The organism is Tatumella sp. JGM118 (assembly GCF_018257515.1).
Classification (GTDB): Bacteria; Pseudomonadota; Gammaproteobacteria; order Enterobacterales; family Enterobacteriaceae; genus Tatumella; species Tatumella terrea.
The window spans coordinates 76,127-101,834 of sequence record NZ_JAERJR010000008.1 but is presented as its reverse complement, the minus strand read 5'-3'; the positions used below and the strand labels follow the sequence as shown (position 1 = coordinate 101,834).

At 53.5% G+C, this 25,708-nt stretch carries 20 protein-coding genes; 16 read left to right on the top strand and 4 right to left on the bottom strand.

Features of this window, described 5'->3' with window-relative positions; all coding sequences use genetic code 11:
- The first annotated feature begins 266 nt into the window (after positions 1-266).
- The 15 genes from JK223_RS09850 to JK223_RS09780 all read left to right on the top strand — a co-directional run bounded on the left by JK223_RS09850 (position 267) and on the right by JK223_RS09780 (position 17,956).
- Positions 267-1,211: a LysR family transcriptional regulator gene (locus JK223_RS09850; protein ID WP_212714005.1), complete on the top strand. Its 945-nt coding sequence runs from the start codon at positions 267-269 to the stop codon at positions 1,209-1,211.
- Positions 1,212-1,748: 537 nt separating this feature from the next.
- Positions 1,749-2,189 carry an NADH-quinone oxidoreductase subunit A gene (locus JK223_RS09845; protein ID WP_212714004.1) on the top strand — a complete coding sequence of 147 codons (441 nt, stop codon included), beginning with the start codon at positions 1,749-1,751 and terminating at the stop codon, positions 2,187-2,189.
- A gap of 15 nt (positions 2,190-2,204) precedes the next feature.
- The gene (locus JK223_RS09840) at positions 2,205-2,885 is read left to right on the top strand and encodes an NADH-quinone oxidoreductase subunit B family protein (protein WP_212714003.1); all 681 of its coding nucleotides are present in this window, start codon (positions 2,205-2,207) and stop codon (positions 2,883-2,885) included.
- Positions 2,886-3,001: 116 nt separating this feature from the next.
- Positions 3,002-4,801: an NADH-quinone oxidoreductase subunit C/D gene (gene nuoC / locus JK223_RS09835; RefSeq protein ID WP_212714002.1), complete on the top strand. Its 1,800-nt coding sequence runs from the start codon at positions 3,002-3,004 to the stop codon at positions 4,799-4,801.
- 2 nt (positions 4,802-4,803) lie between these two features.
- The gene (nuoE, locus tag JK223_RS09830; protein WP_212714053.1) at positions 4,804-5,319 is read left to right on the top strand and encodes an NADH-quinone oxidoreductase subunit NuoE; all 516 of its coding nucleotides are present in this window, start codon (positions 4,804-4,806) and stop codon (positions 5,317-5,319) included.
- Complete coding sequence (gene nuoF / locus JK223_RS09825; RefSeq protein ID WP_212714001.1) at positions 5,316-6,662, top strand: NADH-quinone oxidoreductase subunit NuoF; 1,347 nt, start codon at positions 5,316-5,318, stop codon at positions 6,660-6,662. Before nuoE ends, nuoF begins: the two co-directional genes overlap by 4 nt.
- Before the next feature lie 108 nt (positions 6,663-6,770).
- Entirely contained in the window at positions 6,771-9,488 is a 2,718-nt protein-coding gene (nuoG, locus tag JK223_RS09820) for an NADH-quinone oxidoreductase subunit NuoG (RefSeq protein ID WP_212714000.1), read from the top strand.
- Positions 9,485-10,462, top strand: coding sequence for an NADH-quinone oxidoreductase subunit NuoH (gene nuoH / locus JK223_RS09815; RefSeq protein WP_212713999.1), 978 nt, complete (start codon positions 9,485-9,487; stop codon positions 10,460-10,462). The genes nuoG and nuoH overlap by 4 nt, the downstream gene beginning before the upstream one ends.
- Before the next feature lie 11 nt (positions 10,463-10,473).
- Complete coding sequence (gene nuoI, locus JK223_RS09810) at positions 10,474-11,016, top strand: NADH-quinone oxidoreductase subunit NuoI (protein ID WP_025903341.1); 543 nt, start codon at positions 10,474-10,476, stop codon at positions 11,014-11,016.
- Between the two features lie 10 nt (positions 11,017-11,026).
- A complete protein-coding gene (gene nuoJ, locus JK223_RS09805) occupies positions 11,027-11,581 on the top strand; it encodes an NADH-quinone oxidoreductase subunit J (protein WP_212713998.1) in 555 nt (184 codons plus the stop codon).
- The gene (nuoK, locus tag JK223_RS09800) at positions 11,578-11,880 is read left to right on the top strand and encodes an NADH-quinone oxidoreductase subunit NuoK (protein ID WP_029989503.1); all 303 of its coding nucleotides are present in this window, start codon (positions 11,578-11,580) and stop codon (positions 11,878-11,880) included. The genes nuoJ and nuoK overlap by 4 nt, the downstream gene beginning before the upstream one ends.
- Positions 11,877-13,712 (top strand): NADH-quinone oxidoreductase subunit L, encoded by a 1,836-nt coding sequence (nuoL, locus tag JK223_RS09795; RefSeq protein WP_212713997.1) that lies wholly within the window; start codon positions 11,877-11,879, stop codon positions 13,710-13,712. Before nuoK ends, nuoL begins: the two co-directional genes overlap by 4 nt.
- Positions 13,713-13,816: 104 nt before the next feature.
- Positions 13,817-15,337, top strand: coding sequence for an NADH-quinone oxidoreductase subunit M (gene nuoM / locus JK223_RS09790; protein ID WP_212713996.1), 1,521 nt, complete (start codon positions 13,817-13,819; stop codon positions 15,335-15,337).
- 6 nt (positions 15,338-15,343) lie between these two features.
- Positions 15,344-16,801 (top strand): NADH-quinone oxidoreductase subunit NuoN, encoded by a 1,458-nt coding sequence (gene nuoN / locus JK223_RS09785; protein WP_212713995.1) that lies wholly within the window; start codon positions 15,344-15,346, stop codon positions 16,799-16,801.
- Between the two features lie 705 nt (positions 16,802-17,506).
- Positions 17,507-17,956 carry a GNAT family N-acetyltransferase gene (locus JK223_RS09780; protein ID WP_212714052.1) on the top strand — a complete coding sequence of 150 codons (450 nt, stop codon included), beginning with the start codon at positions 17,507-17,509 and terminating at the stop codon, positions 17,954-17,956.
- Positions 17,957-17,984: 28 nt separating this feature from the next.
- Here JK223_RS09780 and JK223_RS09775 read toward each other — a convergent pair whose 3' ends face one another.
- Positions 17,985-19,640 (bottom strand): glucan biosynthesis protein D, encoded by a 1,656-nt coding sequence (locus JK223_RS09775; RefSeq protein WP_212713994.1) that lies wholly within the window; start codon positions 19,638-19,640, stop codon positions 17,985-17,987.
- Positions 19,641-20,052: 412 nt separating this feature from the next.
- Here JK223_RS09775 and JK223_RS09770 point away from each other — a divergent pair, with 412 nt between their 5' ends.
- Positions 20,053-21,264 (top strand): nicotinamide mononucleotide deamidase-related protein YfaY, encoded by a 1,212-nt coding sequence (locus JK223_RS09770; protein ID WP_212714051.1) that lies wholly within the window; start codon positions 20,053-20,055, stop codon positions 21,262-21,264.
- 434 nt (positions 21,265-21,698) lie between these two features.
- Here the strand turns inward: JK223_RS09770 and yfaE are convergent, their stop codons facing one another.
- The 3 genes from yfaE to nrdA all read right to left on the bottom strand — a co-directional run bounded on the left by yfaE (position 21,699) and on the right by nrdA (position 25,464).
- Complete coding sequence (gene yfaE, locus JK223_RS09765) at positions 21,699-21,968, bottom strand: class I ribonucleotide reductase maintenance protein YfaE (protein WP_212713993.1); 270 nt, start codon at positions 21,966-21,968, stop codon at positions 21,699-21,701.
- 2 nt (positions 21,969-21,970) lie between these two features.
- A complete protein-coding gene (nrdB, locus tag JK223_RS09760; RefSeq protein WP_212713992.1) occupies positions 21,971-23,101 on the bottom strand; it encodes a class Ia ribonucleoside-diphosphate reductase subunit beta in 1,131 nt (376 codons plus the stop codon).
- Between the two features lie 83 nt (positions 23,102-23,184).
- Positions 23,185-25,464 (bottom strand): class 1a ribonucleoside-diphosphate reductase subunit alpha, encoded by a 2,280-nt coding sequence (gene nrdA, locus JK223_RS09755; RefSeq protein WP_212713991.1) that lies wholly within the window; start codon positions 25,462-25,464, stop codon positions 23,185-23,187.
- Between the last annotated feature and the right edge of the window lie 244 nt (positions 25,465-25,708).

Sequence of the window (25,708 nt, the reverse complement as noted above, 5' to 3'; positions counted from 1 at the left end):
AATACTCCGCAAAGAGGATTTTGGCGGGCCTGCGGACATTTTTAATTTGTTTCCGGAATAACGGCCGTTTTCTGGTGTCTGAGGCCGGAGAGATCTATCAAAGTGAGTCTGTTAAAGCGAAAATATCGCAGGTTTGTCATCGGCACGACGACGAACCGCTCTTTTCGCGCAATAGTAAAAATTTTTATTTATATCCTGTCTGTTGGCAGGTTCTTTGAAGTAACACCAGGGCAGTAGTAATAAAATCCTATAAGTGACTATAAAATATGACAAATACCAATCCTCCAATAATGAATCTTGACCTGGATCTGTTAAGGACCTTTGTTGCTGTAGCGGATCTCAATACTTTTGCGGCCGCAGCTGCAGCGGTCTGTCGTACACAATCTGCAGTCAGTCAGCAAATGCAGCGACTGGAACAACTGGTGGGTAAAGAGCTTTTTGCCCGTCATGGTCGTAATAAATTGCTGACAGAGCACGGGATTCAGTTACTCGGCTATGCCCGAAAAATCCTGCGCTTTAATGATGAGGCCTGTGCATCGCTGATGTATAGCAATGTTCAGGGTATTCTTACCATCGGAGTGACAGAAGACACGGCCGAGACGCTGTTACCTTATGTCCTGAACCGGATCACCACGCTCTATCCTAAACTAACGATCGATATTCGGATCAACCCCACCGCAGAGATCTTTGCCATGCTGGAGCGGGAAGAGGTCGATCTGGTACTGGCAACGAAAGCGGTCGGCGAGGTTGTCAGTCAGGTGCTTCGTACGTCACCGACACTGTGGTTTTGTGCTGCCGATTATGCATTCCGTCACGGCGAAGCATTACCGCTGGTATTACAGGATGAGCCGAATCCGTTCCGTGAGATGGCTATCGAACATCTGGATAAAATCGGTACTCCGTGGCGTATCTCTTATGTCGCGGCATCCCTGTCAGCGGTGAAGGTGGCAGTGAAGTCCGGTCTCGGGGCAACGGCCCGGCCTGCAGAAATGATTGGCCCGGATGTCCGGGTGCTGGGCAGTGCAGAGCAATTACCTCCGTTACCGGATACGCAGTATCTATTATGCCGTAAAGACGCGCCTGAAAACGAATTACTCCAGTCGGTCTTTAATGTTCTCAAACCGTTAGCGGACCCTTCACATCCGCACGCCGGGCTGACTGACGACACGGCGGATATCGCGGAGATTGCTGAAGACATCACCGCAGAGTAAACGCCTCAGCGCTTTGTTTGTTGATGAATATCTGTTGATGCATAAAAGACCCGCCGTGTCAGACGTCGGGTCTTTTTTTTATTTCCCTCCCTCCACCGTGACCGCATCGGTGACATCTCTCCCTGCTTAATTTTTGTCCACTCAGACCGTCAGGCTGTTCCTGATCAAAAAAAAAAATCGCCCGGCACAGGAAAATAATCAAAGACCTGCCAGAATGTAGGTGTTTAGTCTGAAAATTCGCCATCCGGTACTGAATCATCTTCTGGCCAGCCATAACGGGCCGGCAGGACAATTTTCAGATAGACCCGGGTGCACTAATTGTTAATAATATGTTTTGTATGTTTCTTATTATTTAATTTAAATATGCAAAGGTTGACAAAAGGTTTACTAAGAGGGTAAAACCCCTAAAAAGCTATGGATATCAAGCCGGCTGAGCGCTTTTATTACAAGGCTTATCTCCTTTTCCTGGATTTTTGTGTGGATAGCGGGCGTGTCATATCGGGTCCTCTGAAGCACATTTCGTGAGTAAGCAAGAGTATGTCAACAGCTACGGAAGTAATTGCACATCATTGGGCATTCGTTGTGTTTGTCGTCATTGCGATAGGTTTATGCCTTTTCATGCTGGCCGGGGGCTGGTTACTGGGGGGCAGAGCAAAGGCCAGATACAAAGAGACACCTTTCGAATCGGGTATTGCGCCGGTCGGCAACACTCAACTGCGGTTGTCCGCAAAATTCTATCTTGTGGCGATGTTCTTCGTCATTTTCGATGTTGAAGCTCTGTTTCTCTATGCATGGTCTGCCTCCGTGCGGGAAAGCGGTTGGATTGGATTTGCAGAAGCGGCAATTTTTATTCTGGTATTGCTGGCGGGCCTTGTCTATCTGGCACGGATCGGTGCGCTTGACTGGGCACCGGCAAGGCGCCGGATCCCGGTGGTTACGGCCTCCCGCCAGCATCATACCCCCTCAGAAAAGCAGTAACAGCGAGGCATTGAAATGGACTATACGCTGACCCGCATAGACCCCGAAGGTAATGGCGAAAATGATCGCTATCCCCTGCAAAAACAGGAAATCGTGACGGACCCGCTTGAGCAGCATGTCCACCGCAGCGTGTACATGGGGAAACTCGAACATGCTCTGCACGATATGGTGAACTGGGGAAGAAAAAACTCTCTCTGGCCTTATAACTTCGGGCTTTCCTGTTGCTATGTCGAAATGACCACCTCTTTTACCGCCGTGCATGATGTCGCCCGTTTCGGTGCTGAAGTCATGCGTGCTTCACCGCGTCAGGCCGATTTTATGGTGATTGCCGGGACGCCGTTTACCAAAATGGCCCCGGTGATCCAGCGTTTATATGACCAGATGCTGGAGCCAAAATGGGTCATTTCTATGGGGGCCTGTGCCAACTCCGGCGGTATGTACGATATCTATTCCGTCGTTCAGGGGGTCGATAAGTTCCTGCCTGTCGATGTGTATATCCCGGGGTGTCCTCCACGTCCTGAAGCCTACATGCAGGCGCTATTACTGCTGCAGGAGTCTATCGGCAAAGAGCGCCGTCCGCTGTCCTGGGTCGTCGGGGATCAGGGCGTATATCGCGCCAATATGCCTTCCGAGCGGGAAAGAAAACGCGGTGAACGTATTGCTGTGACCAATTTACGAACCCCGGACGAAATCTGAGCCGCGGTTATTTATGGATGAATATGTATGGCGCTTTTAGAGTCATAATCCCGCCGGATACCATCCTGATGTCATCTTATTAGTGCCTGAAACAGGCCGGCCATGGTGAATATCATATGACTGATTTGAACACGCACGACTCCGTTCAGCCCTCATGGCAAACCCGCGATCATCTTGATGATCCCGTTATCGGTGAACTGCGTAATCGTTTTGGCCCGGATGCCTTTACTGTTCAGCCTACGCGGACCGGTATACCGGTGGTGTGGGTTCCCCGTGAACAACTCACGGATGTCGTCACCTTTTTGCGCAAACTCCCTGAGCCCTATGTCATGCTCTATGATCTGCACGGCGTGGATGAGCGTTTACGCACCCACCGTCAGGGGCTTCCGGCCGCAGACTTCTCGGTGTTCTATCATCTGCTATCAATAGGGCGTAACCGTGACATTATGCTGAAGGTTGCTCTTGCGGAAAATGATCTGAATTTACCGACATTGATCCCCGTCTTCCCGAATGCGAACTGGTATGAGCGTGAGACCTGGGAGATGTTCGGGATAACGTTTAACGGACACCCGCATCTGACCCGCATCATGATGCCACAGACCTGGACCGGGCATCCGCTGCGTAAGGATTATCCCGCCCGAGCCACCGAGTTTGATCCTTTTTCACTCAGTAAAGCGAAAGAAGATCTGGAGATGGAGGCACTCACCTTTAAGCCCGAAGAGTGGGGCATGAAGCGGGGAGGCCGGAATGAAGATTTTATGTTCCTGAACCTTGGCCCGAACCATCCTTCAGCGCACGGGGCGTTCCGCATCATTCTGCAGCTTGATGGCGAAGAGATCGTCGATTGCGTTCCGGACATCGGCTATCACCATCGTGGTGCCGAAAAAATGGCCGAGCGTCAATCCTGGCACAGTTATATTCCCTATACCGATCGTATCGAGTATCTGGGCGGCTGCGTTAATGAAATGCCTTATGTGCTGGCTGTCGAAAAACTGGCGGGGATTACGGTCCCGGAAAAGGTCGACGTGATCCGCGTGATGCTCTCTGAGCTGTTCAGGATCAATAGCCATCTGCTGTACATCTCCACCTTTATACAGGATGTCGGTGCGATGACACCGGTGTTCTTTGCCTTCACCGACCGGCAGAAAATTTACGATGTCGTCGAAGCCATTACCGGATTTCGTATGCATCCGGCCTGGTTTCGTATTGGCGGCGTGGCTCATGACCTGCCAAAAGGCTGGGAGCGGTTATTACGTGAATTCCTGGACTGGATGCCAAAACGTCTGAAGGAGTATGACAAAGCCGCACTGCGTAACTCCGTGCTGGTAGGGCGTTCAAAAGGGGTCGCGGCGTATAACCTGCAGGAAGCCCTGGAGTGGGGCACCACCGGTGCCGCATTGCGGGCCACCGGCCTCGATTTTGATGTCCGCAAATGGCGCCCGTATTCCGGGTATGAGAATTTCGATTTTGACATCCCCGTCGGTGATGGCATCAGCGATGCTTACAGCCGTGTCATGCTGAAAATGGAAGAGATGTGGCAGTCACTGAGGATCCTGGAGCAGTGCCTGAATAATATGCCCGCCGGCCCGTTCAAAGCCGACCACCCGCTGACGACGCCTCCGCCGAAAGAGCGCACATTGCAACATATCGAAACGCTGATCACCCATTTTCTGCAGGTTTCCTGGGGGCCGGTCATGCCGGCCAATGAATCTTTCCAGATGATTGAAGCCACCAAAGGGATCAACAGTTATTACCTGACCAGTGATGGCAGCACCATGAGCTACCGCACCCGGGTAAGAACACCGAGCTTCCCGCATTTGCAGCAAATACCGTCGGTGATCCGTGGCAGCCTGGTATCGGATTTGATTGTTTATCTGGGCAGTATTGATTTTGTTATGTCTGACGTGGATCGCTAATGATGAATGAGCACAACATAACCATTAAGACGGTTGAACCTGAACCGCTTTTTTCCCTGAGTGAGGAAGAACGTCAGGCGATAGAACAGGAAAAGCACCATTACGAAGATGCCCGTGCGGCCTCTATCGAAGCGCTGAAAATTGTTCAGAAGCAGCGGGGATGGGTTCCTGACGGGGCTATCGGGGCGATCGCCGATGTGCTGGGGATCCCGGCCAGTGACGTTGAGGGCGTGGCGACGTTTTACAGCCAGATCTACCGGCAACCGGTCGGCCGCCATGTGATCCGTTATTGTGACAGTGTCGTTTGCCATATCACTGGCTATCAGGGGATACAGGCCGCACTGGAGCAGCAACTGAACATAAAACCTGGTCAGACGACCCCCGATGGCCGCTTCACTCTGCTGCCAACCTGTTGCCTGGGGAATTGTGATAAAGGGCCGGTGATGATGGTCGATGAGCAGACCCATGTTCATCTGACGCCGGAAGCGATTGCGACATTACTGGAGCAGTACCCATGAGTGCAAAAACGATCATTCGTACGGCGGAAACACATCCGCTCACCTGGCGTATGCGGGATGACCAGCAACCTGTCTGGTTAGAGGAATACCGTAGCAAAAACGGGTATGCCGGCGCGGAAAAAGCGCTGAAAAGCCTGGCGCCGGAAGAGATCGTCGCACAGGTAAAAGATTCCGGACTGAAAGGGCGCGGGGGTGCCGGGTTCCCGACCGGGCTGAAATGGAGCCTGATGCCGAAAGATGAATCGATGAATATCCGTTATTTGCTCTGTAATGCAGATGAAATGGAGCCGGGCACCTACAAAGACCGCCTGCTGATGGAACAGATGCCTCATCAGCTGGTGGAAGGCATGCTGATCAGTGCTTTTGCGCTGAAAGCGTACCGTGGATATATCTTCCTGCGCGGTGAGTATATCGAAGCGGCAGTGCATCTGCGGCGGGCGATTGAAGAAGCCAAAGCGGCGGGGTATCTGGGTGAAAATATTCTGGGGACCGGTTTCAGTTTCGAACTTATCGTTCATACCGGCGCCGGGCGTTACATCTGTGGTGAAGAAACTGCCCTGATCAACTCCCTGGAAGGGCGGCGGGCGAACCCCCGCTCCAAGCCACCGTTCCCGGCCTCTGCCGGGGTCTGGGGGAAACCGACCTGCGTTAACAACGTCGAAACGCTCTCTAATGTGCCGGCAATCCTCGCTAACGGAGTCGACTGGTACAAAGGCATCTCCGGCAGTGAAGATGCAGGCACCAAGATGATGGGCTTCTCCGGCCGGGTTAAGTACCCGGGCGTGTGGGAGCTGCCTTTCGGGGTCACGGCGCGGGAAATCCTGGAAGATTATGCCGGAGGGATGCGGGACGGGTTGCGTTTCAAAGCCTGGCAGCCAGGCGGTGCCGGGACGGATTTTCTGACCGAAAGCCACCTGGATCTGCCGATGGAGTTTGCCAGCATCGGTAAAGCCGGCAGTCGCCTGGGCACCGCTCTGGCGATGGCGGTGGATCACGAAATTAATATGGTGTCACTGGTCCGTAACCTGGAAGAATTTTTTGCAAGGGAATCCTGTGGCTGGTGTACGCCCTGCCGGGACGGATTGCCCTGGAGTGTAAAAATTCTGCGGGCGCTGGAACAGGGCAAGGGGCAGCCGGGCGATATCGAAACGCTGCTGCAGTTGTGTCGTCAACTGGGGCCGGGGAAAACCTTTTGCGCCCACGCGCCGGGAGCGGTCGAACCGCTGCAAAGCGCCATCAAATATTTTCGTGAAGAGTTTGAAGCAGGTATTGCACCACAGGTCTTCGGGAATGTCCGCAGTATTGCGGGGATCCAACCTAACCTTTTGAAAGCACGCTGGTAACTGAGTCGCTCTTATCGCAATCGCGGTCAGAGCCGGTTGACCAACAAAAATTATAAGTACTGTGTCTAACGCTCGTGCCGGCACGAGCCTTACGGAAGCATGTTCACTATGGCTACAATCCATGTAGACGGTAAAGAATATGAAGTAAACGGGGCAGACAATCTGTTACAGGCGTGTCTGTCACTGGGGCTGGATATTCCTTATTTTTGCTGGCACCCGGCGCTGGGCAGCGTGGGTGCCTGCCGCCAGTGTGCGGTTAAGCAATATCAGAATGCCGAAGATACCCGTGGACGTCTGGTCATGTCCTGCATGACGCCCGCGGCGGACGGTACTTTCATCTCTATTGACGATGGTGAAGCAAAAGAATTTCGTGAAAGTGTGGTGGAATGGTTAATGACGAACCATCCGCACGACTGCCCCGTGTGTGAAGAGGGGGGTAACTGCCACCTTCAGGATATGACCGTGATGACCGGCCACAGCTTCCGGCGTTACCGTTTTACGAAACGGACCCATCAGAATCAGGATCTGGGGCCGTTTATCTCTCACGAAATGAACCGCTGTATAGCCTGTTATCGCTGTGTCCGTTACTACAAAGATTATGCCGGCGGTACAGATCTTGGCGTGTATGGCGCGCACGATAATGTCTATTTCGGACGCCCGCAGGACGGCACACTGGAAAGTGAGTTTTCCGGTAATCTGGTGGAAGTCTGTCCGACCGGGGTCTTTACCGATAAAACCCATTCTGAACGCTACAACCGTAAGTGGGATATGCAGTTTGCGCCAGGCATCTGTCAGCAATGCAGCGTGGGTTGTAATACCAGTCCCGGCGAGCGCTATGGGGAGTTACGGCGCATTGAAAACCGCTTTAATGGCAGTGTAAACCACTATTTTCTGTGTGACCGTGGCCGCTTTGGTTACGGATACGTCAATCTGAAAGACCGGCCTCGCCACCCCTGGCAACGCCGGGGTGACCATCTGCTGACGATGGATGCCGGACAGGCAGTGAACGCGGTAGCGGATGTGCTGCGTCAGGCCGGAAACGTGGTCGGCATCGGTTCGGCGCGGGCCAGCATCGAAAGTAATTTTGCGTTACAGCAACTGGTGGGAGCAGAAAACTTTTCCACCGGGATGGCCGGCCAGGAACATCAGAATGTGATGCAGGTGCTTCAGGTACTGCGTGAAAGCGGTATATATACGCCGTCGCTGCGGGAGATTGAAGACTATGATGCCATCCTGGTGCTCGGGGAGGATCTGACGCAGGTCGGCGCCCGTGTCGCGCTTTCGGTACGTCAGGCCGTGAAAGGTAAAGCCCGTGAAATGGCGGCAGCCCAGAAGGTGGCGGACTGGCAGATCGCGGCCATCCTGAACATTGGTCAGCATGCGAAACATCCGCTGTTTATCACCCATGTCGATGAAACCCGGCTGGATGATATTGCGGCCTGGAGTTACCGTGCCCCGGTGGCGGAGCAGGCGCGCGTCGGATTTGCGATTGCCCATGCCATCGACAGCGCAGCACCGGCCGCAGAAGGTCTTGATAGCGCGCTGGCAGGCAAACTGGATGTAGTGGTACAGGCGCTGACCGGTGCGAAGAAACCGTTGATTATTTCCGGAACCCACGCCGGGTCATCCGCCATGATTGAGGCGGCGGCAAATGTGGCGCGGGCGCTGAAAAATACCGGCGCAGAGGTCGGGCTAACCCTGCTGGTACCTGAGGCCAACAGCCTGGGTCTGGCGATGCTGGGCGGACAGCCTCTTAAGCCGGTACTGGAGAAGCTGCGCCGCGGTGAAGCCGATGCGGTCGTGATTATGGAAAATGACCTTTACCGTCATGCCCCCCGGGCGCTGGTCGATGAGGCCCTGAGTGTCTGCCGGCAGGTCGTGGTGGTAGATCACCAGCAGACGGCAACGCTGGAAAAAGCCGGCTTCGTGTTACCTGCCGCCAGCTTTGCTGAAGCTGACGGCACCCTGGTGAACAACGAGGGCCGGGCGCAACGCTTCTTCCAGGTATTTGATCCGGCTTTCTACGACAACACGGTGCTGATTTCTGAAAGCTGGCGCTGGCTGCACTCACTGAAGGCAGTGCTGGAAAGCCGTAAAACCGACTGGTCACAGCTGGATCATGTGATCGAATCCGTGATTGTGCAGCAGCCGCAACTCGCCGCTATCAGGGATGCGGCTCCCGATGCGGCTTTCCGGGTCCGCGGTCAGAAACTGGCCCGTTCGCCCCATCGCTCCAGCGGCCGTACGGCGATGCGTGCCAATATCAGTGTGCATGAACCGCGCCAGCCTCAGGACAAAGACACCATGTTCGCTTTTTCCATGGAAGGGAATAACCAGCCGGAGGCACCACGCTCGCAGGTGCCTTTCGCCTGGGCTCCGGGCTGGAACTCGCCTCAGGCCTGGAACAAGTTTCAGGATGAAGTGGGCGGACATCTGCGACACGGGGACCCGGGGGTCAGGCTGATTGAGCCTGCTGCAGGACAACTGCCCTGGTTCCCGGTACCGGCTCCGCGTGACACTGAGGGCTGGCAGGTTGCACCACTGTATCGTCTGTTCGGCAGTGACGAATTATCACAGCGTTCAGCCGTTTTCCGTGAACGCATGACCGATGCCGTCGTGGTACTCCATCCGTCAGATGCCGCCAGCCTGGGAATCAATGAAGGGGCCCGGCTGGAACTGCAATGTTGCGGAGAAACGCTGGTGTTACCGGTCCGGTTTTCTGCTCAGTTGCCCGCAGGACAGATAGGGCTGCCCTTAGGCCTGCCGGGGATCCCGCCGTACCTGTCCGGTGCAACCATTGATAAACTGCAGGAGGCAGCGCAATGAGCTGGTTTACACCTGAAGCGGAAGCGGTCATTGTCCAGGTCATTAAATCGGTGGTGATCCTGCTGGTCGTGGTGGTCTGCGGGGCTTTTATGAGTTTTGCAGAGCGCCGGTTGCTTGGTTTGTTCCAGAATCGCTACGGGCCAAACCGTGTCGGCTGGGGGGGATCACTGCAGCTTGCCGCAGACATGATTAAAATGTTCTTCAAAGAAGACTGGGTGCCGCCCTTTACCGATCGCGTCATCTTTACCCTGGCCCCGGTGATCGCCTTTGTGGCACTACTGCTGGCTTTTGCCATTATTCCGGTTGCGCCAGGCTGGATGGTGACCGACCTGAATATCGGCTTACTGTTCTTCCTGATGATGGCCGGGCTGGCGGTGTATGCGGTGCTGTTCGCCGGCTGGTCGAGTAATAATAAATACTCGCTGCTGGGGGCAATGCGTGCCTCTGCCCAGACCCTGAGTTATGAAGTTTTTCTGGGGCTTTCTCTGATGGGCGTGGTGGCGCAGGCGGGATCTTTCAATATGTCTGATATCGTCAACAGTCAGGCCCATTTGTGGAATATCATCCCGCAGTTCCTTGGCTTTATTACCTTCTGTATTGCCGGGGTGGCTGTCTGTCACCGCCATCCGTTTGACCAGCCCGAAGCCGAGCAGGAACTGGCCGATGGTTATCATATCGAATATGCCGGGATGAAGTTCGGGTTGTTCTTTGTCGGTGAATATGTGGCGATTACGACCGTCTCCGCGCTGATAGTGACGTTATTTTTCGGCGGCTGGCTTGGCCCCTGGTTACCTCCCTTCGTCTGGTTTGCCATCAAAACCGGCTTCTTCATGATGATGTTTATTCTGATCCGTGCCGCGCTGCCTCGTCCGCGCTATGACCAGGTCATGTCGTTCGGCTGGAAAGTCTGTTTGCCGTTGACGTTGTTGAATCTGCTGGCGACCGCCGCAGTGATTCTGTTCAACGCGCAGTAAGGAGTAGCACCGTGAAAATAAAAGAAATTGCGACAGGCTTTGCGACCCAGGTACGGAGTATCTGGATGATAGGGATGCACGCCTTTGCTAAACGTGAAACACAAATGTATCCGGAGGAACCGGTATATCTGCCTCCACGCTATCGGGGACGGATTGTGCTGACCCGGGATCCGGACGGCGAAGAACGCTGTGTGGCCTGTAACCTGTGCGCGGTAGCCTGTCCGGTGGGATGTATTTCCCTGCAAAAAGCGGAGATGGCTGACGGACGCTGGTATCCCGAGTTTTTTCGTATCAACTTCTCGCGTTGCATCTTTTGTGGCCTTTGCGAAGAAGCCTGTCCGACCACGGCTATCCAGTTAACGCCCGATTTCGAACTGGGTGAATTCAGGCGTCAGGATCTGGTGTACGAAAAAGAGGACTTACTGATTTCAGGACCAGGCAAATATCCGGAATATAACTTTTATCGTATGGCCGGTATGGCAATCACCGGTAAAGAGAAAGGCTCCGCCGAAAACGAAGCCAAACCTATCGACGTTAAAGGCTTATTACCCTAAGGAGTCGGGCATGGAATTCGCGTTTTACTTTTGCGGGGCGGTGGCAGTGTTAACCACACTCAGGGTGATTACTCATACGCATCCTGTGCACGCCTTACTGTATCTGATCATCTCCTTACTGGCCGTAGCCGGGGTCTTTTTCTCCCTGGGGGCTTATTTTGCCGGTGCGCTGGAAATCATCGTCTATGCCGGTGCCATTATGGTGTTGTTCGTCTTTGTGGTGATGATGCTGAATCTGGGCAAGGCTCAGCAAAAGCAGGAGCAGGAATGGCTGAAACTCTCACTGTGGATCGGTCCTGGCGTCATCGCGTTATTGTTACTGATGGCGATGATCCATGCGATCAGTACCATTAATGATCAGGGGATCGACGGAACCGTGATCGCCGCTAAAGCGGTGGGGATCAGTCTGTTTGGACCGTATGTCCTGGCCGTGGAACTGGCATCGATGCTGCTGCTGGCGGGGGTGGTCGTTGCCTACCACATCGGTCGTGAAGAACGCCGTGGTGAAGTATTAAGTAACCTTACAGATGACTCAGTACAGGCTAACAGGGAGGAACAGATATGATACCTCTGCAACACGGACTGATCCTTGCGGCAATTCTTTTTGTGCTCGGGCTGACCTCGCTGATCGTCCGGCGTAATCTGCTGTTTATGCTGATTGGTCTGGAAATCATGATCAACGCCGCCGCGCTGGCGCTGGTGGTGGCGGGAAGTTACTGGGGGCAGGCTGACGGTCAGGTGATGTATATTCTGGCGATCAGTCTCGCCGCGGCAGAAGCCAGCATCGGGCTGGCGTTATTGCTGCAATTACATCGTCGTCGTCAGACCCTGAATATCGATTCAGTGAGTGAGATGCGCGGATGAACCTTCTCTATTTAACTATTTTATTGCCACTGCTGGGTTTCCTGTTGCTGGCATTCTCCCGCGGTCGCTGGTCAGAAAATGTCTCTGCCACGGTGGGGATCGGGTCTGTCGGACTGGCAGCCCTGGTGACCCTGTATGCCGGCATCGATTTTTTTGCACACGGCCAGGCGCTTTATCAGCAACCGCTCTGGACCTGGATGCAGGTCGGGCAGTTCAATATTCAGGTCAGCCTGACGCTGGATGGACTGTCGATGACCATGTTATCGGTAGTGACCGGGGTGGGCTTTCTGATCCATATGTTTGCCTCCTGGTATATGCGCGGTGAAGAAGGGTATTCCCGTTTCTTCGCCTATACCAACCTGTTTATCGCCAGTATGGTCGTTCTGGTACTGGCGGATAACCTGATGCTGATGTATCTGGGCTGGGAAGGGGTAGGGCTGTGCTCTTATCTGCTGATTGGTTTCTATTACACCAATCCGGATAACGGTAAAGCTGCGATGAAAGCATTTATCATCACCCGCATCGGGGATGTCTTTCTCGCCATTGGCCTGTTCATCCTCTACAACCAACTGGGTACGCTGAATTTCCGTGAGATGGCCGCCCTGGCACCGGAGCAGTTTGCCGCCAATAATCACCTGCTGGCGTGGGCAACCCTGATGTTGCTGGGCGGTGCGGTCGGTAAATCGGCACAGTTACCTCTGCAAACCTGGCTTGCGGATGCGATGGCGGGGCCGACCCCGGTCTCTGCATTGATCCATGCGGCAACGATGGTCACCGCCGGTGTCTATCTGATTGCCCGTACGCATGGGTTGTTCCTGCTGACGCCGGAAATTCTGCATCTGGTCGGGATTATCGGGGCCATTACGCTGGTGCTGGCAGGATTTGCGGCACTGGTTCAGACAGATATCAAACGGGTACTCGCCTATTCGACCATGAGCCAGATAGGCTATATGTTCCTGGCCTTAGGGGTTCAGGCCTGGGATGCAGCGATTTTCCACCTGATGACTCACGCTTTTTTCAAAGCGTTGTTATTCCTCTCGTCCGGCTCCGTCATCCTGGCGTGTCATCACGAGCAGAACATTTTCAAAATGGGCGGCCTGCGTAAGCGTATCCCGTTGGTCTACACCTGCTTCCTGGTCGGGGGGGCCGCGTTATCGGCATTACCGATCATTACGGCCGGTTTCTACAGTAAAGATGAAATCCTCTATGGTGCGATGGCCAACGGCCATCACCTGCTGCTGATAGCGGGTCTGGTCGGGGCGTTCCTGACGTCGATCTATACCTTCCGGATGATTTTCATCGTCTTCCATGGCGAAGAAAAAATTAAGGCCCATGCCGGCAAAGGGATCACTCACCATTTACCGTTACTGGTACTTCTGGTGTTGTCGACCTTTATCGGGGCGCTGATCACACCGCCTCTGCGGGGTGTGTTACCGGATACCGGCACCGGGGAGGCCGGTAAAGCTGCGCTGGAAATCACCTCCGGGGTCGTTGCGGTGGCCGGTATTGTGATAGCGGCGTTGTTATGGCTGGGGCGCAGAACACTGGTCACTGCCGTGGCTGCCAGTGCGCCCGGACGCTTTCTTTCCCGCTGGTGGTTTGCTGCCTGGGGCTTTGACTGGCTCTATGACCTGGTGTTTGTCAAAAGCTTCCGGGGTATCGCCTGGCTATTGAAATCGGATCCATTCAACGCCTTGATCGATCTGCTGGGTACCACCTCGCGGGCAGCAGGCAGGGCACTTGCAGTGAGTGAGAACGGGTATCTGCGCTGGTATGTCGCCTCCATGGGCATTGGTGCAGTCGTGGTGCTGGCGTTAATGCTGGTGGTTTGAGGTGAGCGAAAAAAAGCAGGGTGCAGACACTTCTGTTTTTCGATGCTTGATAAATTTCCGCGGTGGCATGACTGCCGCGGATCACTAAAAGGGAACCTAACGCCGTGTTACTACCTTGGCTAATTATCCTCCCCTTCGTCGGCGGCTTGCTCTGCTGGCTGGCTGAACGCTTAGGCGTCAGAGCACCACGCTGGATAGCGTTGCTGACCATGGGGTTAACGCTGGTCCTTTCCTTGTTACTCTGGTCACAGGGAGGGTATTCATTCACTCAGGCTGCGGGCATTCCGCAGTGGCAATCGTCTTTCTCTGTTCCCTGGATCCCTGCGTTCGGCATCAGCGTTCATCTGGCGATCGATGGCCTGTCGTTGCTGATGGTCGTGCTGACCGGTCTGCTGGGGGTGATGGCCGTTCTCTGTTCCTGGAACGAAATTCAGAAGTATCAGGGGTTCTTTCATCTGAACCTGATGTGGATCCTGGGCGGGGTGATCGGCGTTTTCCTGTCCGTTGATCTGTTCCTGTTCTTCTTCTTCTGGGAACTGATGCTGGTCCCGATGTACTTTCTGATAGCCCTCTGGGGACACAAAGCCTCGGACGGTAAAACACGGATTTCGGCAGCCACCAAGTTCTTTATTTATACCCAGGCATCCGGGCTTATCATGCTGATCGCTATCCTCGGACTGGTGATGGTGCATTACCAGGCGACAGGCGTCTGGACCTTTGACTATGAACAATTGCTGCATACGCCGATGTCTTCGACGGTGCAGTACTTGCTGATGCTGGGTTTCTTTATCGCTTTTGCGGTGAAAATGCCGGTTGTCCCCTTACATGGCTGGTTGCCGGATGCGCACAGTCAGGCTCCGACCGCAGGCTCGGTTGATCTGGCCGGTATTTTGCTGAAGACCGCAGCCTATGGTCTGTTGCGCTTCAGCCTGCCGTTATTTCCGCAGGCATCCGCAGAGTTTGCTCCGATCGCCATGGGGCTGGGACTGCTGGGGATTTTCTACGGGGCCTGGATGGCGTTCTCCCAAACGGATATCAAGCGCCTGATCGCCTACAGTTCGGTTTCACATATGGGTTTTGTGATGATTGCCATCTATACCGGCAGTCAGCTGGCCTTTCAGGGCGCTGTCGTACAGATGATTGCCCATGGTCTCTCTTCTGCGGCGCTGTTTATTCTCTGTGGTCAGCTTTACGAGCGACTGCATACCCGCGATATGCGTCTGATGGGCGGATTGTGGTCGCGTATCAAATGGTTACCGGGGCTTTCACTGTTCTTTGCGGCAGCGAACCTTGGCATGCCGGGCACCGGAAACTTTGTCGGCGAATTTATGATCCTGACCGGCGGTTTCCGCACGGTACCGGCCATCATTGTGATTGCGACGTTCGGACTGGTATTTGCTTCGGTGTACTCTCTAATCATGATACAGCGGGCATATTATGGTGCGCCTCAATCCCCGGCACCGCTGCGGGGGTTGTCTGTGCGTGAGTTTACGATGATTCTGGTACTGGTGGTGCTGCTGGTTCTGTTGGGGGTTTACCCGCAACCGATTCTGGATACCTCAAATGCTGCGATGAGTAATATTCAGCACTGGTTTACCGTTTCAACTTCTATGACAAGGCCGTGATCCGCCATGACAATTACTACTGAACAATTGATTGCACTGCTCCCCCTGTTAATCACCGGATTAACCGTGGTGGTCGTGATGCTGTCTATTGCGTGGCGACGTAATCACTTTGTGAACGCTACGCTGACAGTCATTGGTCTTAATATCGCGCTGGTGTCTCTGTGGTTCAGCGGCCATAGCGGAGGAGCAGACGTTACCTCTCTGTTACGGGTGGATGGCTACTCGGTATTTTACAGTGCGCTGGTTATTCTGTCCGGGCTTGCGACCTGCACCTTCGCTTACCCCTGGCTGAAGTCTTTCAAAGACCACTGTGACGAGTTCTATCTGCTGGTCGCCATCGCCGTACTGGGGGGCATCGTACTGGCGAGTGCTGACCATCTGGCCTCACTGTTTATCGGTGTCGAGCTGCTTTCGTTGCCTCTGTTCGGTCTGGCAGGTTATGCCTTTCGCCACAAAGGCTCACTGGAAGCGGCGATCAAATATACCTTGCTGTCTGCCGCGGCTTCATCCTTCCTGCTGTTCGGTATTGCGCTGGTCTATGCCGGATGCGGGGAACTGACTTTTGCAGGACTGAGCCAAAGCATGACGGGAACAGCACTGACATCACCTCTGATGCTGACCGGATTCGGAATGATCGTGATCGGTGTCGGGTTTAAACTGTCGCTGTTTCCATTCCATCTCTGGACACCGGATGTGTATCAGGGGGCGCCGGCGCCGGTATCCGCCTTCCTTGCCACCGGCAGTAAAATCGCTATTTTCGCTGTGGTGATGCGTCTGTTCCTGGACGTTCCGGTCAGCCAGAGCGAGGGAATGCGAACGGCGCTGGCCGTTATTGCTTTCGCCTCTATTCTGGCGGGCAACCTGATGGCACTGTCCCAGAGTAATATTAAACGGATGCTCGGCTACTCCTCTATCGCTCATATGGGCTATTTGATGGTGGCGCTGACGGCGGCGGCTTCGCATGAGTTATCGATCGAAACGGCCGGGGTGTATCTGGCGGGCTATCTGTTCAGCAGCCTCGGTGCCTTCGGCGTCGTCAGCCTGATGTCGGGCGCAGGCAATGAGGACGATACCGGTTCACTCTACTCTTACCGTGGATTGTTCTGGCACCGTCCGGTGCTTGCCGGGGTGATGGCAATGATGATGCTCTCCCTGGCAGGGATCCCTGCCACGCTCGGTTTTATCGGTAAGTTTTATGTGCTGGCTTCCGGTGTGCATGCCGGTTTGTGGTGGTTAACCGCCGCCGTGGTTGCCGGAAGTGCCATCGGGCTTTTCTATTATTTGCGTGTCACCGTCAGTCTGTTCCTGAGCGCACCAGGCTTACATCATCGGGATACGACTAACAGTTGGGGATATACTGCCGGCGGTATTGTCGTTCTGATCTCGGCAGTGCTGGTGTTATTACTGGGCGTTTACCCGCAACCGTTAATCTCGCTGGTCAGGCTGGCGCAGCCCTTACTGTAACCGGCTTACTTTGCGGTAACTGATTAAAAGGCCATGGGTTCCATGGCCTTTTTTATATCCGGAGGTGCCGGATAAAATGCTATCGGTCCTGACCCCGAACCCTGACCCCGAACCCTGACCCCGAACCCGAAACCCAAACCCAAACCCAAACCCAAACCCAAACCTGACCCCGAAACCCAAACCCAAACCTGACCCCGAAACCCAAACCTGAACCTAAATTTGAACCTGAACCTGAACCTGAACCTAAACCCCTCAGCGATGAAGGATGAACAGATGAACCCGAAACCCGGATGATGATTTTTCTGGTTCCGTATTTCTTGCCTGAATCTGTACCGTTACCTGGTCTGGCGTGGGTGTTATCTTTTACCCGCCAGTGTATCTGTCTGAGGTTTTCCCGATGTCCGGTAAATTGCGGGATGTGGCTCGATGACAAGGTGGTTATCCGGGAGAGGGCCAGGGCGTGCCCCGGGCGGGTCGTTTATTTCAGGTACTGCAAACGCAGTATCTGTTGCATACGCCTTACCGCGTAACGACTCTCTGCCGGTATCGGTATCGGTATTATGTGGTCTGGCGGACAGTGCGTTAACCGGTATTTTCCGGAGCTGTGGTTTACTGCTACAGTCATCAGCAGACAGATGCGGAGCGGGACGGTTGATTACCCGGATAATGAAACCCGCCGTAAAACAGGGAAAAAACATGCAGCCAATGATCTGGAAAGATTACCACCATACTGAATTACCGGTCGCAGAGTGTTATCAGATGCTGGCATTGCGTAATCAGGTCTTTATTGTTGAGCAACAATGCCTTTATCAGGATATCGATGGCGAGGATCTGCGGGGGGATAACCGTCATTTACTCGGGGTGCGTGACGGTGTGCTGGTGGCTTATGCACGGATCCTGGTGACAGAAGAGGCTCCGCAGGAAGTCAGCATCGGGCGGGTCATTGTCGCTCCGGCGGCACGCGGGCAGGGGCTTGCTTATCTGTTGCTCGACAAACTGCTGGAAAGTTGCAGACTTCACTTTACTGCGCTGCCGGTACACTTATCCGCTCAGGCACATTTGCAGGCATTTTATGCCGGCAGGGGATTTGTGGCAGAAGGGGAGATTTATCAGGAAGACGGGATTGATCACATCATAATGAGGTTAAAAAGATAACGGAGCCCGCAGGCTCCGTCGGTGATGATCAGCCAGCGCTCATCTGGCGATCATCCACATATTTCCGCTGATCGGCTGCCGGCGGAACATACTGATACATCCAGGTTTCGCTAAGAGTCTCACCTTTCGTACGCAGGAACAGACGCATATTCACCGGTGCCGTTGAATCACTGTCCGGATACCAGTCAAACAGGATCCGGTACGCGTTCAGAGGTTCAACATACAGTATTTCAACCTGTTTAAAGGTTCCGGAGGAAACGGTGATCACCGGTTCAATACCTTTCGGGGCTGCGGCTTTCAGGTCTCCGCCCACAAAGTCGATAGCAAAGCGACGGCACCAGACTTCCGGAAAGTGTTCACCCGGTGCCCAGCCTTCAGGGAAGCCGCCGATACCTGTGCGCGTCGCACCGACACGGGCGAGAGAGCTTTCCACCGGTGGCAGGCTGCTCCAGTAGAGTTTGTACTCAAAACTGAGAGTATTGCCGGCTTTCACCGGGGTCTGCGGTTGCCAGAAACAGACAATGTTATCCAGTGTTTCGCCCGTCGTCGGGATCTCCATCAGATTGATGGCCCCTTTCCCCCATTGACCGACAGGCTCTACCCACAGGCTTGGCCGTTTGTCATACCAGCCAATAACGTCCTGGTAATCAGAGAAGTCATGATCAAGCTGTAACAGACCAAAACCACGAGGGTTTTCGTCGCTGAAGCTGTTAAAGGTCAGACGTTGCGGGTTATTCAGCGGCCGGGCAATCCATTCACCTTTACCTGTCCACATGGCCAGGCGATCTGAGTCGTGAATTTGCGGGTGATAAGTATTACACATCCGGCGATCGTTGGTACCGCAGCTGAACATACTGGTCATCGGAGCAATACCCAGTTGTTCTATATCTTTACGCGCATACAGACTGTTTTCCACGGTCATGACGACCCGGTCTTTATCGCAGTCAATGGTGAATTTGAACGCACCGGTCAGACTGGCTCCGTCCAGCAGCGCATACACTACAAAAGTGGTGTCCTGAGGTTTGGGTGTCTCAAACCAGAACGCGGTGAAGTCAGGAAATTCTTCATGGTTAGTGAAGGTATCAATGGCGACGCCACGAGCGGATAAACCGTACTGATAGGTATCATCGACCGCCCGGAAATAGCTGGCGCCGAGAAAAGAAACGATATCTCTGCGGGCCAGTTCCGGTTTTTTGAAGACACGGAATCCGGCAAAACCGAGATCGGTCTTGCCGGTCAGCTGTCCGACGTCGACATGAGCATCATTGTAATTAAACAGTTCAGGACGGAAATGTACTTCTCTGGCTTCATGTGTTGCGGAATCGACAGAGAACATCCGGATACGGCGTTTGAAGCCCATTCCGACATGGAAGAACTGCACATCCAGCTCACGATCGGGGACGTTGTTCCACAGAGAATGACTGGCATCATACTGTATGGCGTTGTAGTCCTGGGGGGTAAGGTTAGCCAGGGTTTCTGGCAACGGACCCGGCGCGCCAGCCCAGGGTTTTTTAGCCAGCGCTGAAGCCTGTTGCTTCAGCTGACTGAAATCGAATTTTCTGGCGGTACCATCAGCGATACCATCGGCCGCCCAGGCCTGGTTTGCCAGCAGTGAAGATAAACCTGTCATAGAACCAAGAGCCGAGACAGCCATCGTGCCTTTAATAAACTTTCTGCGATTCATGCCGGAAACATATCCTCTGTTGTTAAAGTGTAGAGTGGCTGTGGGAAGCGTTCTCCGGTCACTGTGCCGGTAAACGCCATTCCTATATTACGACAGAGCACCCTCGCTAAAATTCACTGTTAAGAAATTTATCAGATTAATCAGTGAAGCGATGCTTTTTCGTGATCATGGAACAGAAATTTTATTCTAATTGTCGCGGAGTGTTAGCAGAAAATTCCGGGTGAGACGTTCAGGGTGGACAGTGGGCCGGGTCTTTATGATTATTTTTGCCTGTCATTGTCAGGCCAATAGCTGAAAAGTGTCGCCGGTGGTATTTTAAGTAACAGACGCTTTTTTATTTTTCCGGTCAGAGGGTTAACATATGTCCGGCCGGTGCCCGCCCTTAATACAGGAGCTGCACGTGAAGATAGAGATGTTATCAACCGGTGATGAAGTCCTCTACGGACAGATTACAGATACTAATGCCAGCTGGCTGGCAGAAACCCTGTTTTCACAAGGACTGGTGATGACACACCGTTCCACCGTCGGGGACTCTCTGGACTCTCTGGTTGAGGAACTGACACAACGCAGCCAGGTGGCGGATATCCTGATTGTGAACGGTGGTCTGGGGCCGACCAGCGATGACTTAAGTGCCCTGGCCGCAGCGATGGCCTGTGGCGTACCACTGGAAATGAATCAGCAATGGCTGGCACATATTGAAGATTTCTTTAGTCAGCGCGGGCAGCCAATGGCGCCGCAGAATCGCAAACAGGCCGAAATTCCGCAATCGGCGGAACTGATTGATAACCGCGCAGGGACTGCCTGCGGTTTCAGCGTCATGCTCAATGGATGCCGGATATTCTTTACTCCCGGAGTCCCTTTTGAGTTTAAGATCATGGTAACCGAACAGATCCTGCCACGCCTGAAAAAACAGTTCAGCCTGCCGGAACCTCCCCTTTGTCTGCGTATGACCACCTTCGGCCGCGGTGAAAGCTCACTGGCCGCGATGCTGGAAGATTATCCGCTTCCGGATGGGGTGACTATCGGCTACCGGGCGGCCATGCCGGTGGTTGAAATCAAACTGACGGGACCGCAACGTCTGAAAGCGCCGATGGAGGCCTTATGGCAACAGATCCGCGAAGCTCTCAATGAGTGGATCCTGTTCGAAGGAACGCAAGGCCTGCCTGCGCAACTGGCGACTCTGCTTGCACAGCGCGGACTCTCTCTTGCCGTCAGTGAAATGTATACGGCCGGATTAGTATACTGGCAACTGGCCGGTGCAGCTGTCCCGCTCAGGGGAGGAGAGTTACCGGTTTCTGTACCTGAAACATTGGCTCAGCTGGGTGAGCGTGCCGCAGCACTGGCCCGGAAGTCAGGGGCTGAACTGGCACTGGTGATCGGCGGACTGGATAATGAAACGCTGGGCGTCGCATTGATGACCCCGGAAGGGATTCAGGCTGAACGATTAACCTTTAACAGTCGCCGTCATTCGCTTGCCATGCGTCAGGAACTGATCAGTACTGTGGCAATGAACAGGCTGCAACGCTGGCTACAGAGGAAATCAGCCCCGCTATCTTATAGCTGGCTGGAAGTCAGTGAACGGTTCCCCCGGACGCCGGATACTGACCCGGAGCCGGGGCAGTGATCGCCGTCCGTACAATATCCCGCCGGTTAAAGAGGGCAGGCTGACTGCCCGCCATAGTGCGGGGTATTTCACCGGGAAACACAACACGGATGGGACCGATTTTCAGGTTTCCGATCACTCTGCCGGTGAAAACTCAGCAGGAGCTGACGATCCGGGGAAAGGATGTACATGATCCGGGGAAAACATAAGACGGATGAGACCGATTTTCAGGGTTTCCGGTCACTCTGCCGGTGAAAACTCAGCAGGAGCTGACGATCCGGGGAAAGGATGTACATGATACGGGGAAAACATAAGACGGGTGGGATCTATTTTCAGGTTTCCGGTCACTCTGCCGGTGAAGACTCTGCATTGAACTGACAGGCAGGGACGCATCTATCAGACCACAACGACAGACGCCGGGGAAGCGAAACATTATCTCCGCCCCGGCGACAGAATTACAGCTCCAGCTCGATATCGCCGACCGGCTGACAGCAGCAGGGCAGGATCTCTCCCTGCTGGATAAACGCCAGCGGCTGGCTGCGATAACAGACCTGACCTTTGCACAGCTTAACCCGGCAGGAACCGCAATAACCTTCACGGCACTGATACTCCACCGCCAGCTGGTGCGCTTCGAGCGCACACAGCAGATTAGGGTGTTCACTCTCCACACATTCCAGCTGCTGGCCGGAATGGGTGAGCGTTACGGTAGCAGATTTGCCGCTCATGGTTACAGCTGGAAGTCGTTGAAATCGTCGGCCCCGACTTCAGAATCAATCTGACCTACTAAATACGAGCTGACTTCCACTTCCTGTGGGGCAACCTGGACGTTGTCGGAGACCAGCCATGAATTAATCCATGGGATCGGGTTGGAACGGGTCTGGAACGGCAGATCCAGTCCGACGGCATGCATACGAATATTAGTAATATATTCGATATACTGGCACAGAATATCTTTGTTCAGGCCGATCATTGAACCATCACGGAACAGGTATTCTGCCCACTCTTTCTCCTGGATAGCCGCCTTTTTAAACAGTTCATAACACTGTTGCTGGCATTCCGCGGCAATTTCTTTCATTTCCGGGTCATCTTCACCGCTACGCATCAGGTTCAGCATATGCTGGGTACCGGTCAGATGCAGTGCTTCATCGCGGGCAATCAGACGGATGATTTTGGCATTACCTTCCATCAGCTCACGTTCAGCAAAGGCAAATGAGCAGGCGAAGCTGACATAAAAGCGGATAGCTTCCAGCGCGTTGACGCTCATCAGACACAGGTAGAGTTGCTTTTTCAGGTTACGCAGGCTGACCACAACCTCTTTACCCGCCACCTGATGAGTTCCTTCACCCAGTAAGTGCCAGTAATTGGTCATCTGGATCAGGTCATCATAGTAACCGGTGATGTCTTCCGCACGTTTCAGGATCTGTTCGTTGGTGACGATATCGTCGAACACCAGCGCCGGATCATTAACGATATTACGGATGATATGGGTGTAAGAGCGGGAGTGGATCGTCTCTGAAAATGACCAGGTTTCAATCCAGGTTTCCAGTTCCGGAATCGACACCAGCGGCAGTAAGGCCACGTTCGGGCTACGTCCCTGGATAGAATCCAGCAAGGTCTGATATTTCAGGTTGCTGATAAAAATGTGTTTTTCGTGTTCCGGCAACGACTGATAGTCGATTCGATCACGGGCAACATCCACTTCTTCAGGACGCCAGAAAAAGGACAGTTGCTTTTCGATCAGTTTTTCAAAAATATCATATTTTTGCTGGTCATAACGGGCAACGTTGACCGACTGACCGAAAAACATCGGTTCTTTTAACTGATCGTTTTTGTTTTGTGAAAATGTAGTGTAGGCCATCAGGAAACATCCGATTCATACAGGCTGACGTTTCAGCGGTTAACTAAAGCCAGGGGCAAACAGCAAGCCCCTGGCGGAAAGGGTTAAATCTTGCAGGCGCCGCCTTCACAACCATCGTCGGCGGGCGCAAGATCGTCCTGAGAATCCTCTGCACCATCACGGGTGTTCTGGTAATAGAGGGTTTTTACGCCAAATTTATAAGCGGTCAGCAGGTCTTTCAGCAGCTGCTTCATCGGCACCTTACCGTTAGGGAAACGGGTAGGGTCGTAGTTGGTATTTGCAGAGATCGACTGGTCGACAAATTTCTGCATCAGCCCGACCAGTTGCAGGTAACCGTCATTCGAAGGCATATCCCACAGCAGTTCGTACTGATCTTTCAACGCATCATAATCCGGAACGACCTGACGCAGGATCCCGTCTTTCGAGGCCTTGATACTGACATGACCACGAGGAGGTTCAATGCCATTAGTCGCGTTTGAAATCTGTGAAGATGTCTCAGAAGGCATCAGGGCAGATAACGTCGAGTTACGCAGACCGTGTTCTTTAATCGAGGATCTCAGTGCTTCCCAGTCCAGGTGCAGTGGTTCATCACTGATCCCATCCAGATCCGCTTTATAGGTATCAATCGGTAGTACGCCGGCGGCATAGGTGGTTTCGCTGAACCACGGGCAGGCGCCTTGCTCTTTCGCCAGTTCGTTCGAGGCTTTCAACAGATAGTACTGGATCGCTTCAAACGTTTTATGAGTCAGGTTATTGGCACTGCCATCAGAATAGCGTTTACCGTGTTTCGCCAGGTAGTAGGCAAAGTTAATCACACCGATACCCAGGGTACGGCGTCCCATGGCACCACGCTCGGCGGCAGGGATAGGGTAATCCTGATAATCCAGCAGGGCATCGAGTGCCCGTACCGCCAGAACGGAAAGTTCTTCCAGTTCACTGAGGTCGCTGATAGCCCCCAGGTTAAAGGCTGACAAGGTACAGAGCGCGATTTCACCGTTTTCGTCATTGACGTCGTTTAACGGACGGGTCGGCAGGGCAATTTCCAGGCACAGGTTAGACTGACGCACTGGCGCGATAGCCGGGTCAAACGGGCTGTGGGTATTACAATGGTCGACGTTCTGGATGTAGATACGTCCGGTCGAAGCACGTTCCTGCATCATCAGTGAGAACAGTTCCACCGCTTTAATACGCTGTTTACGGATGCTGCTGTCCTGCTCGTACTGCGTATACAGACGTTCAAATTCCGCCTGATCAGCAAAGAAGGCATCGTACAGACCAGGGACATCCGACGGGCTGAACAGGGTGATATCTTCACCTTTCAGCAGGCGCTGATACATGAGTTTGTTCAGCTGAACGCCATAGTCCATATGACGGACACGGTTACCCTCAACACCACGGTTATTCTTCAGGACCAGCAGGCTTTCAACTTCCAGATGCCATAACGGGTAGAAGAGTGTCGCTGCACCGCCACGCACACCGCCCTGAGAACAGGATTTTACGGCGGTCTGGAAATGCTTGTAGAACGGGATACATCCGGTATGGAAAGCTTCGCCACCACGGATCGGGCTGCCCAGTGCACGAATACGGCCCGCGTTAATACCGATACCGGCGCGCTGTGACACATATTTGACAATGGCACTGGAGGTGGCATTGATGGAATCCAGGCTGTCACCGCACTCAATCAGTACACAGGAGCTGAACTGACGGGTAGGGGTACGCACACCCGCCATGATAGGTGTCGGCAGAGAAATCTTGAAGGTGGAAACCGCATCATAGAAGCGCTTGATGTAGTCAAGACGCGTATCACGCGGATAGGCAGAAAACAGACACGCTGCAACCAGCATATAAAGGAACTGGGCGCTTTCATAGATGTCACCGTTAACACGGTTCTGAACCAGATACTTTCCTTCCAGCTGTTTAACCGCGGCATAAGAGAAGTTCATATCCCGCCAGTGATCGATAAAGCCGTCCATCAGGGCAAACTCTTCTTCACTATAATCTTCCAGCAGGTGAGCGTCGTATTTCCCGCGTTCGACCATTGACCGGACATGGGTCAGTAAGGCCGGTGGCTCAAACTGGCCGTAAGCCTTTTTACGCAGATGGAAAATAGCCAGCCGGGCAGCCAGATACTGGTAATCCGGTGCTTCACGCGAAATCAAGTCTGCTGCAGCTTTGATGATGGTTTCATGAATGTCGGAGGTTTTGATTCCGTCATAAAACTGGATGTGGGAGCGCAGCTCGACCTGAGAGACCGAGACATTCTGAAGACCTTCCGCTGCCCAATCGAGTACCCGGTGTATTTTATCGAGGTTGATTCGTTCCTGGCTTCCATCGCGTTTCGTGACGAGCAGACTTTGATTCATGTCGCGTTTACCTATCTATGCATGAGTATCAGTGAGTTATATATTTCGGGCACTTATGCACAGATTCTTCTTTGTGAATAAAACTGTGGATAAGCACTACATGTAGGGGGTGTTCAGAAAATATATAACAAGATAGGGTTTATTTTAGTGAGATCCTGCGACTTAACAAGCGAAAAAAATGATAGTAAAACGGGTTGTATTTTTCTGATTTTTTCGAAGCCCGCATGGTTCAAGGCATAAGATG

Excerpts from the sequence above, each read along its gene's own strand:
- JK223_RS09850 (WP_212714005.1), top strand. The coding sequence starts at position 267 with ATGACAAATACCAATCCTCCAATAATGAATCTTGACCTGGATCTGTTA.
- JK223_RS09845 (WP_212714004.1), top strand. The coding sequence starts at position 1,749 with ATGTCAACAGCTACGGAAGTAATTGCACATCATTGGGCATTCGTTGTG.
- JK223_RS09840 (WP_212714003.1), top strand. The coding sequence starts at position 2,205 with ATGGACTATACGCTGACCCGCATAGACCCCGAAGGTAATGGCGAAAAT.
- nuoC (WP_212714002.1), top strand. The coding sequence starts at position 3,002 with ATGACTGATTTGAACACGCACGACTCCGTTCAGCCCTCATGGCAAACC.
- nuoE (WP_212714053.1), top strand. The coding sequence starts at position 4,804 with ATGAATGAGCACAACATAACCATTAAGACGGTTGAACCTGAACCGCTT.
- nuoF (WP_212714001.1), top strand. The coding sequence starts at position 5,316 with ATGAGTGCAAAAACGATCATTCGTACGGCGGAAACACATCCGCTCACC.
- nuoG (WP_212714000.1), top strand. The coding sequence starts at position 6,771 with ATGGCTACAATCCATGTAGACGGTAAAGAATATGAAGTAAACGGGGCA.
- nuoH (WP_212713999.1), top strand. The coding sequence starts at position 9,485 with ATGAGCTGGTTTACACCTGAAGCGGAAGCGGTCATTGTCCAGGTCATT.
- nuoJ (WP_212713998.1), top strand. The coding sequence starts at position 11,027 with ATGGAATTCGCGTTTTACTTTTGCGGGGCGGTGGCAGTGTTAACCACA.
- nuoK (WP_029989503.1), top strand. The coding sequence starts at position 11,578 with ATGATACCTCTGCAACACGGACTGATCCTTGCGGCAATTCTTTTTGTG.
- nuoL (WP_212713997.1), top strand. The coding sequence starts at position 11,877 with ATGAACCTTCTCTATTTAACTATTTTATTGCCACTGCTGGGTTTCCTG.
- nuoN (WP_212713995.1), top strand. The coding sequence starts at position 15,344 with ATGACAATTACTACTGAACAATTGATTGCACTGCTCCCCCTGTTAATC.
- JK223_RS09780 (WP_212714052.1), top strand. The coding sequence starts at position 17,507 with ATGATCTGGAAAGATTACCACCATACTGAATTACCGGTCGCAGAGTGT.
- JK223_RS09775 (WP_212713994.1), bottom strand. The coding sequence starts at position 19,640 with ATGAATCGCAGAAAGTTTATTAAAGGCACGATGGCTGTCTCGGCTCTT.
- JK223_RS09770 (WP_212714051.1), top strand. The coding sequence starts at position 20,053 with ATGTTATCAACCGGTGATGAAGTCCTCTACGGACAGATTACAGATACT.
- yfaE (WP_212713993.1), bottom strand. The coding sequence starts at position 21,968 with ATGAGCGGCAAATCTGCTACCGTAACGCTCACCCATTCCGGCCAGCAG.
- nrdB (WP_212713992.1), bottom strand. The coding sequence starts at position 23,101 with ATGGCCTACACTACATTTTCACAAAACAAAAACGATCAGTTAAAAGAA.
- nrdA (WP_212713991.1), bottom strand. The coding sequence starts at position 25,464 with ATGAATCAAAGTCTGCTCGTCACGAAACGCGATGGAAGCCAGGAACGA.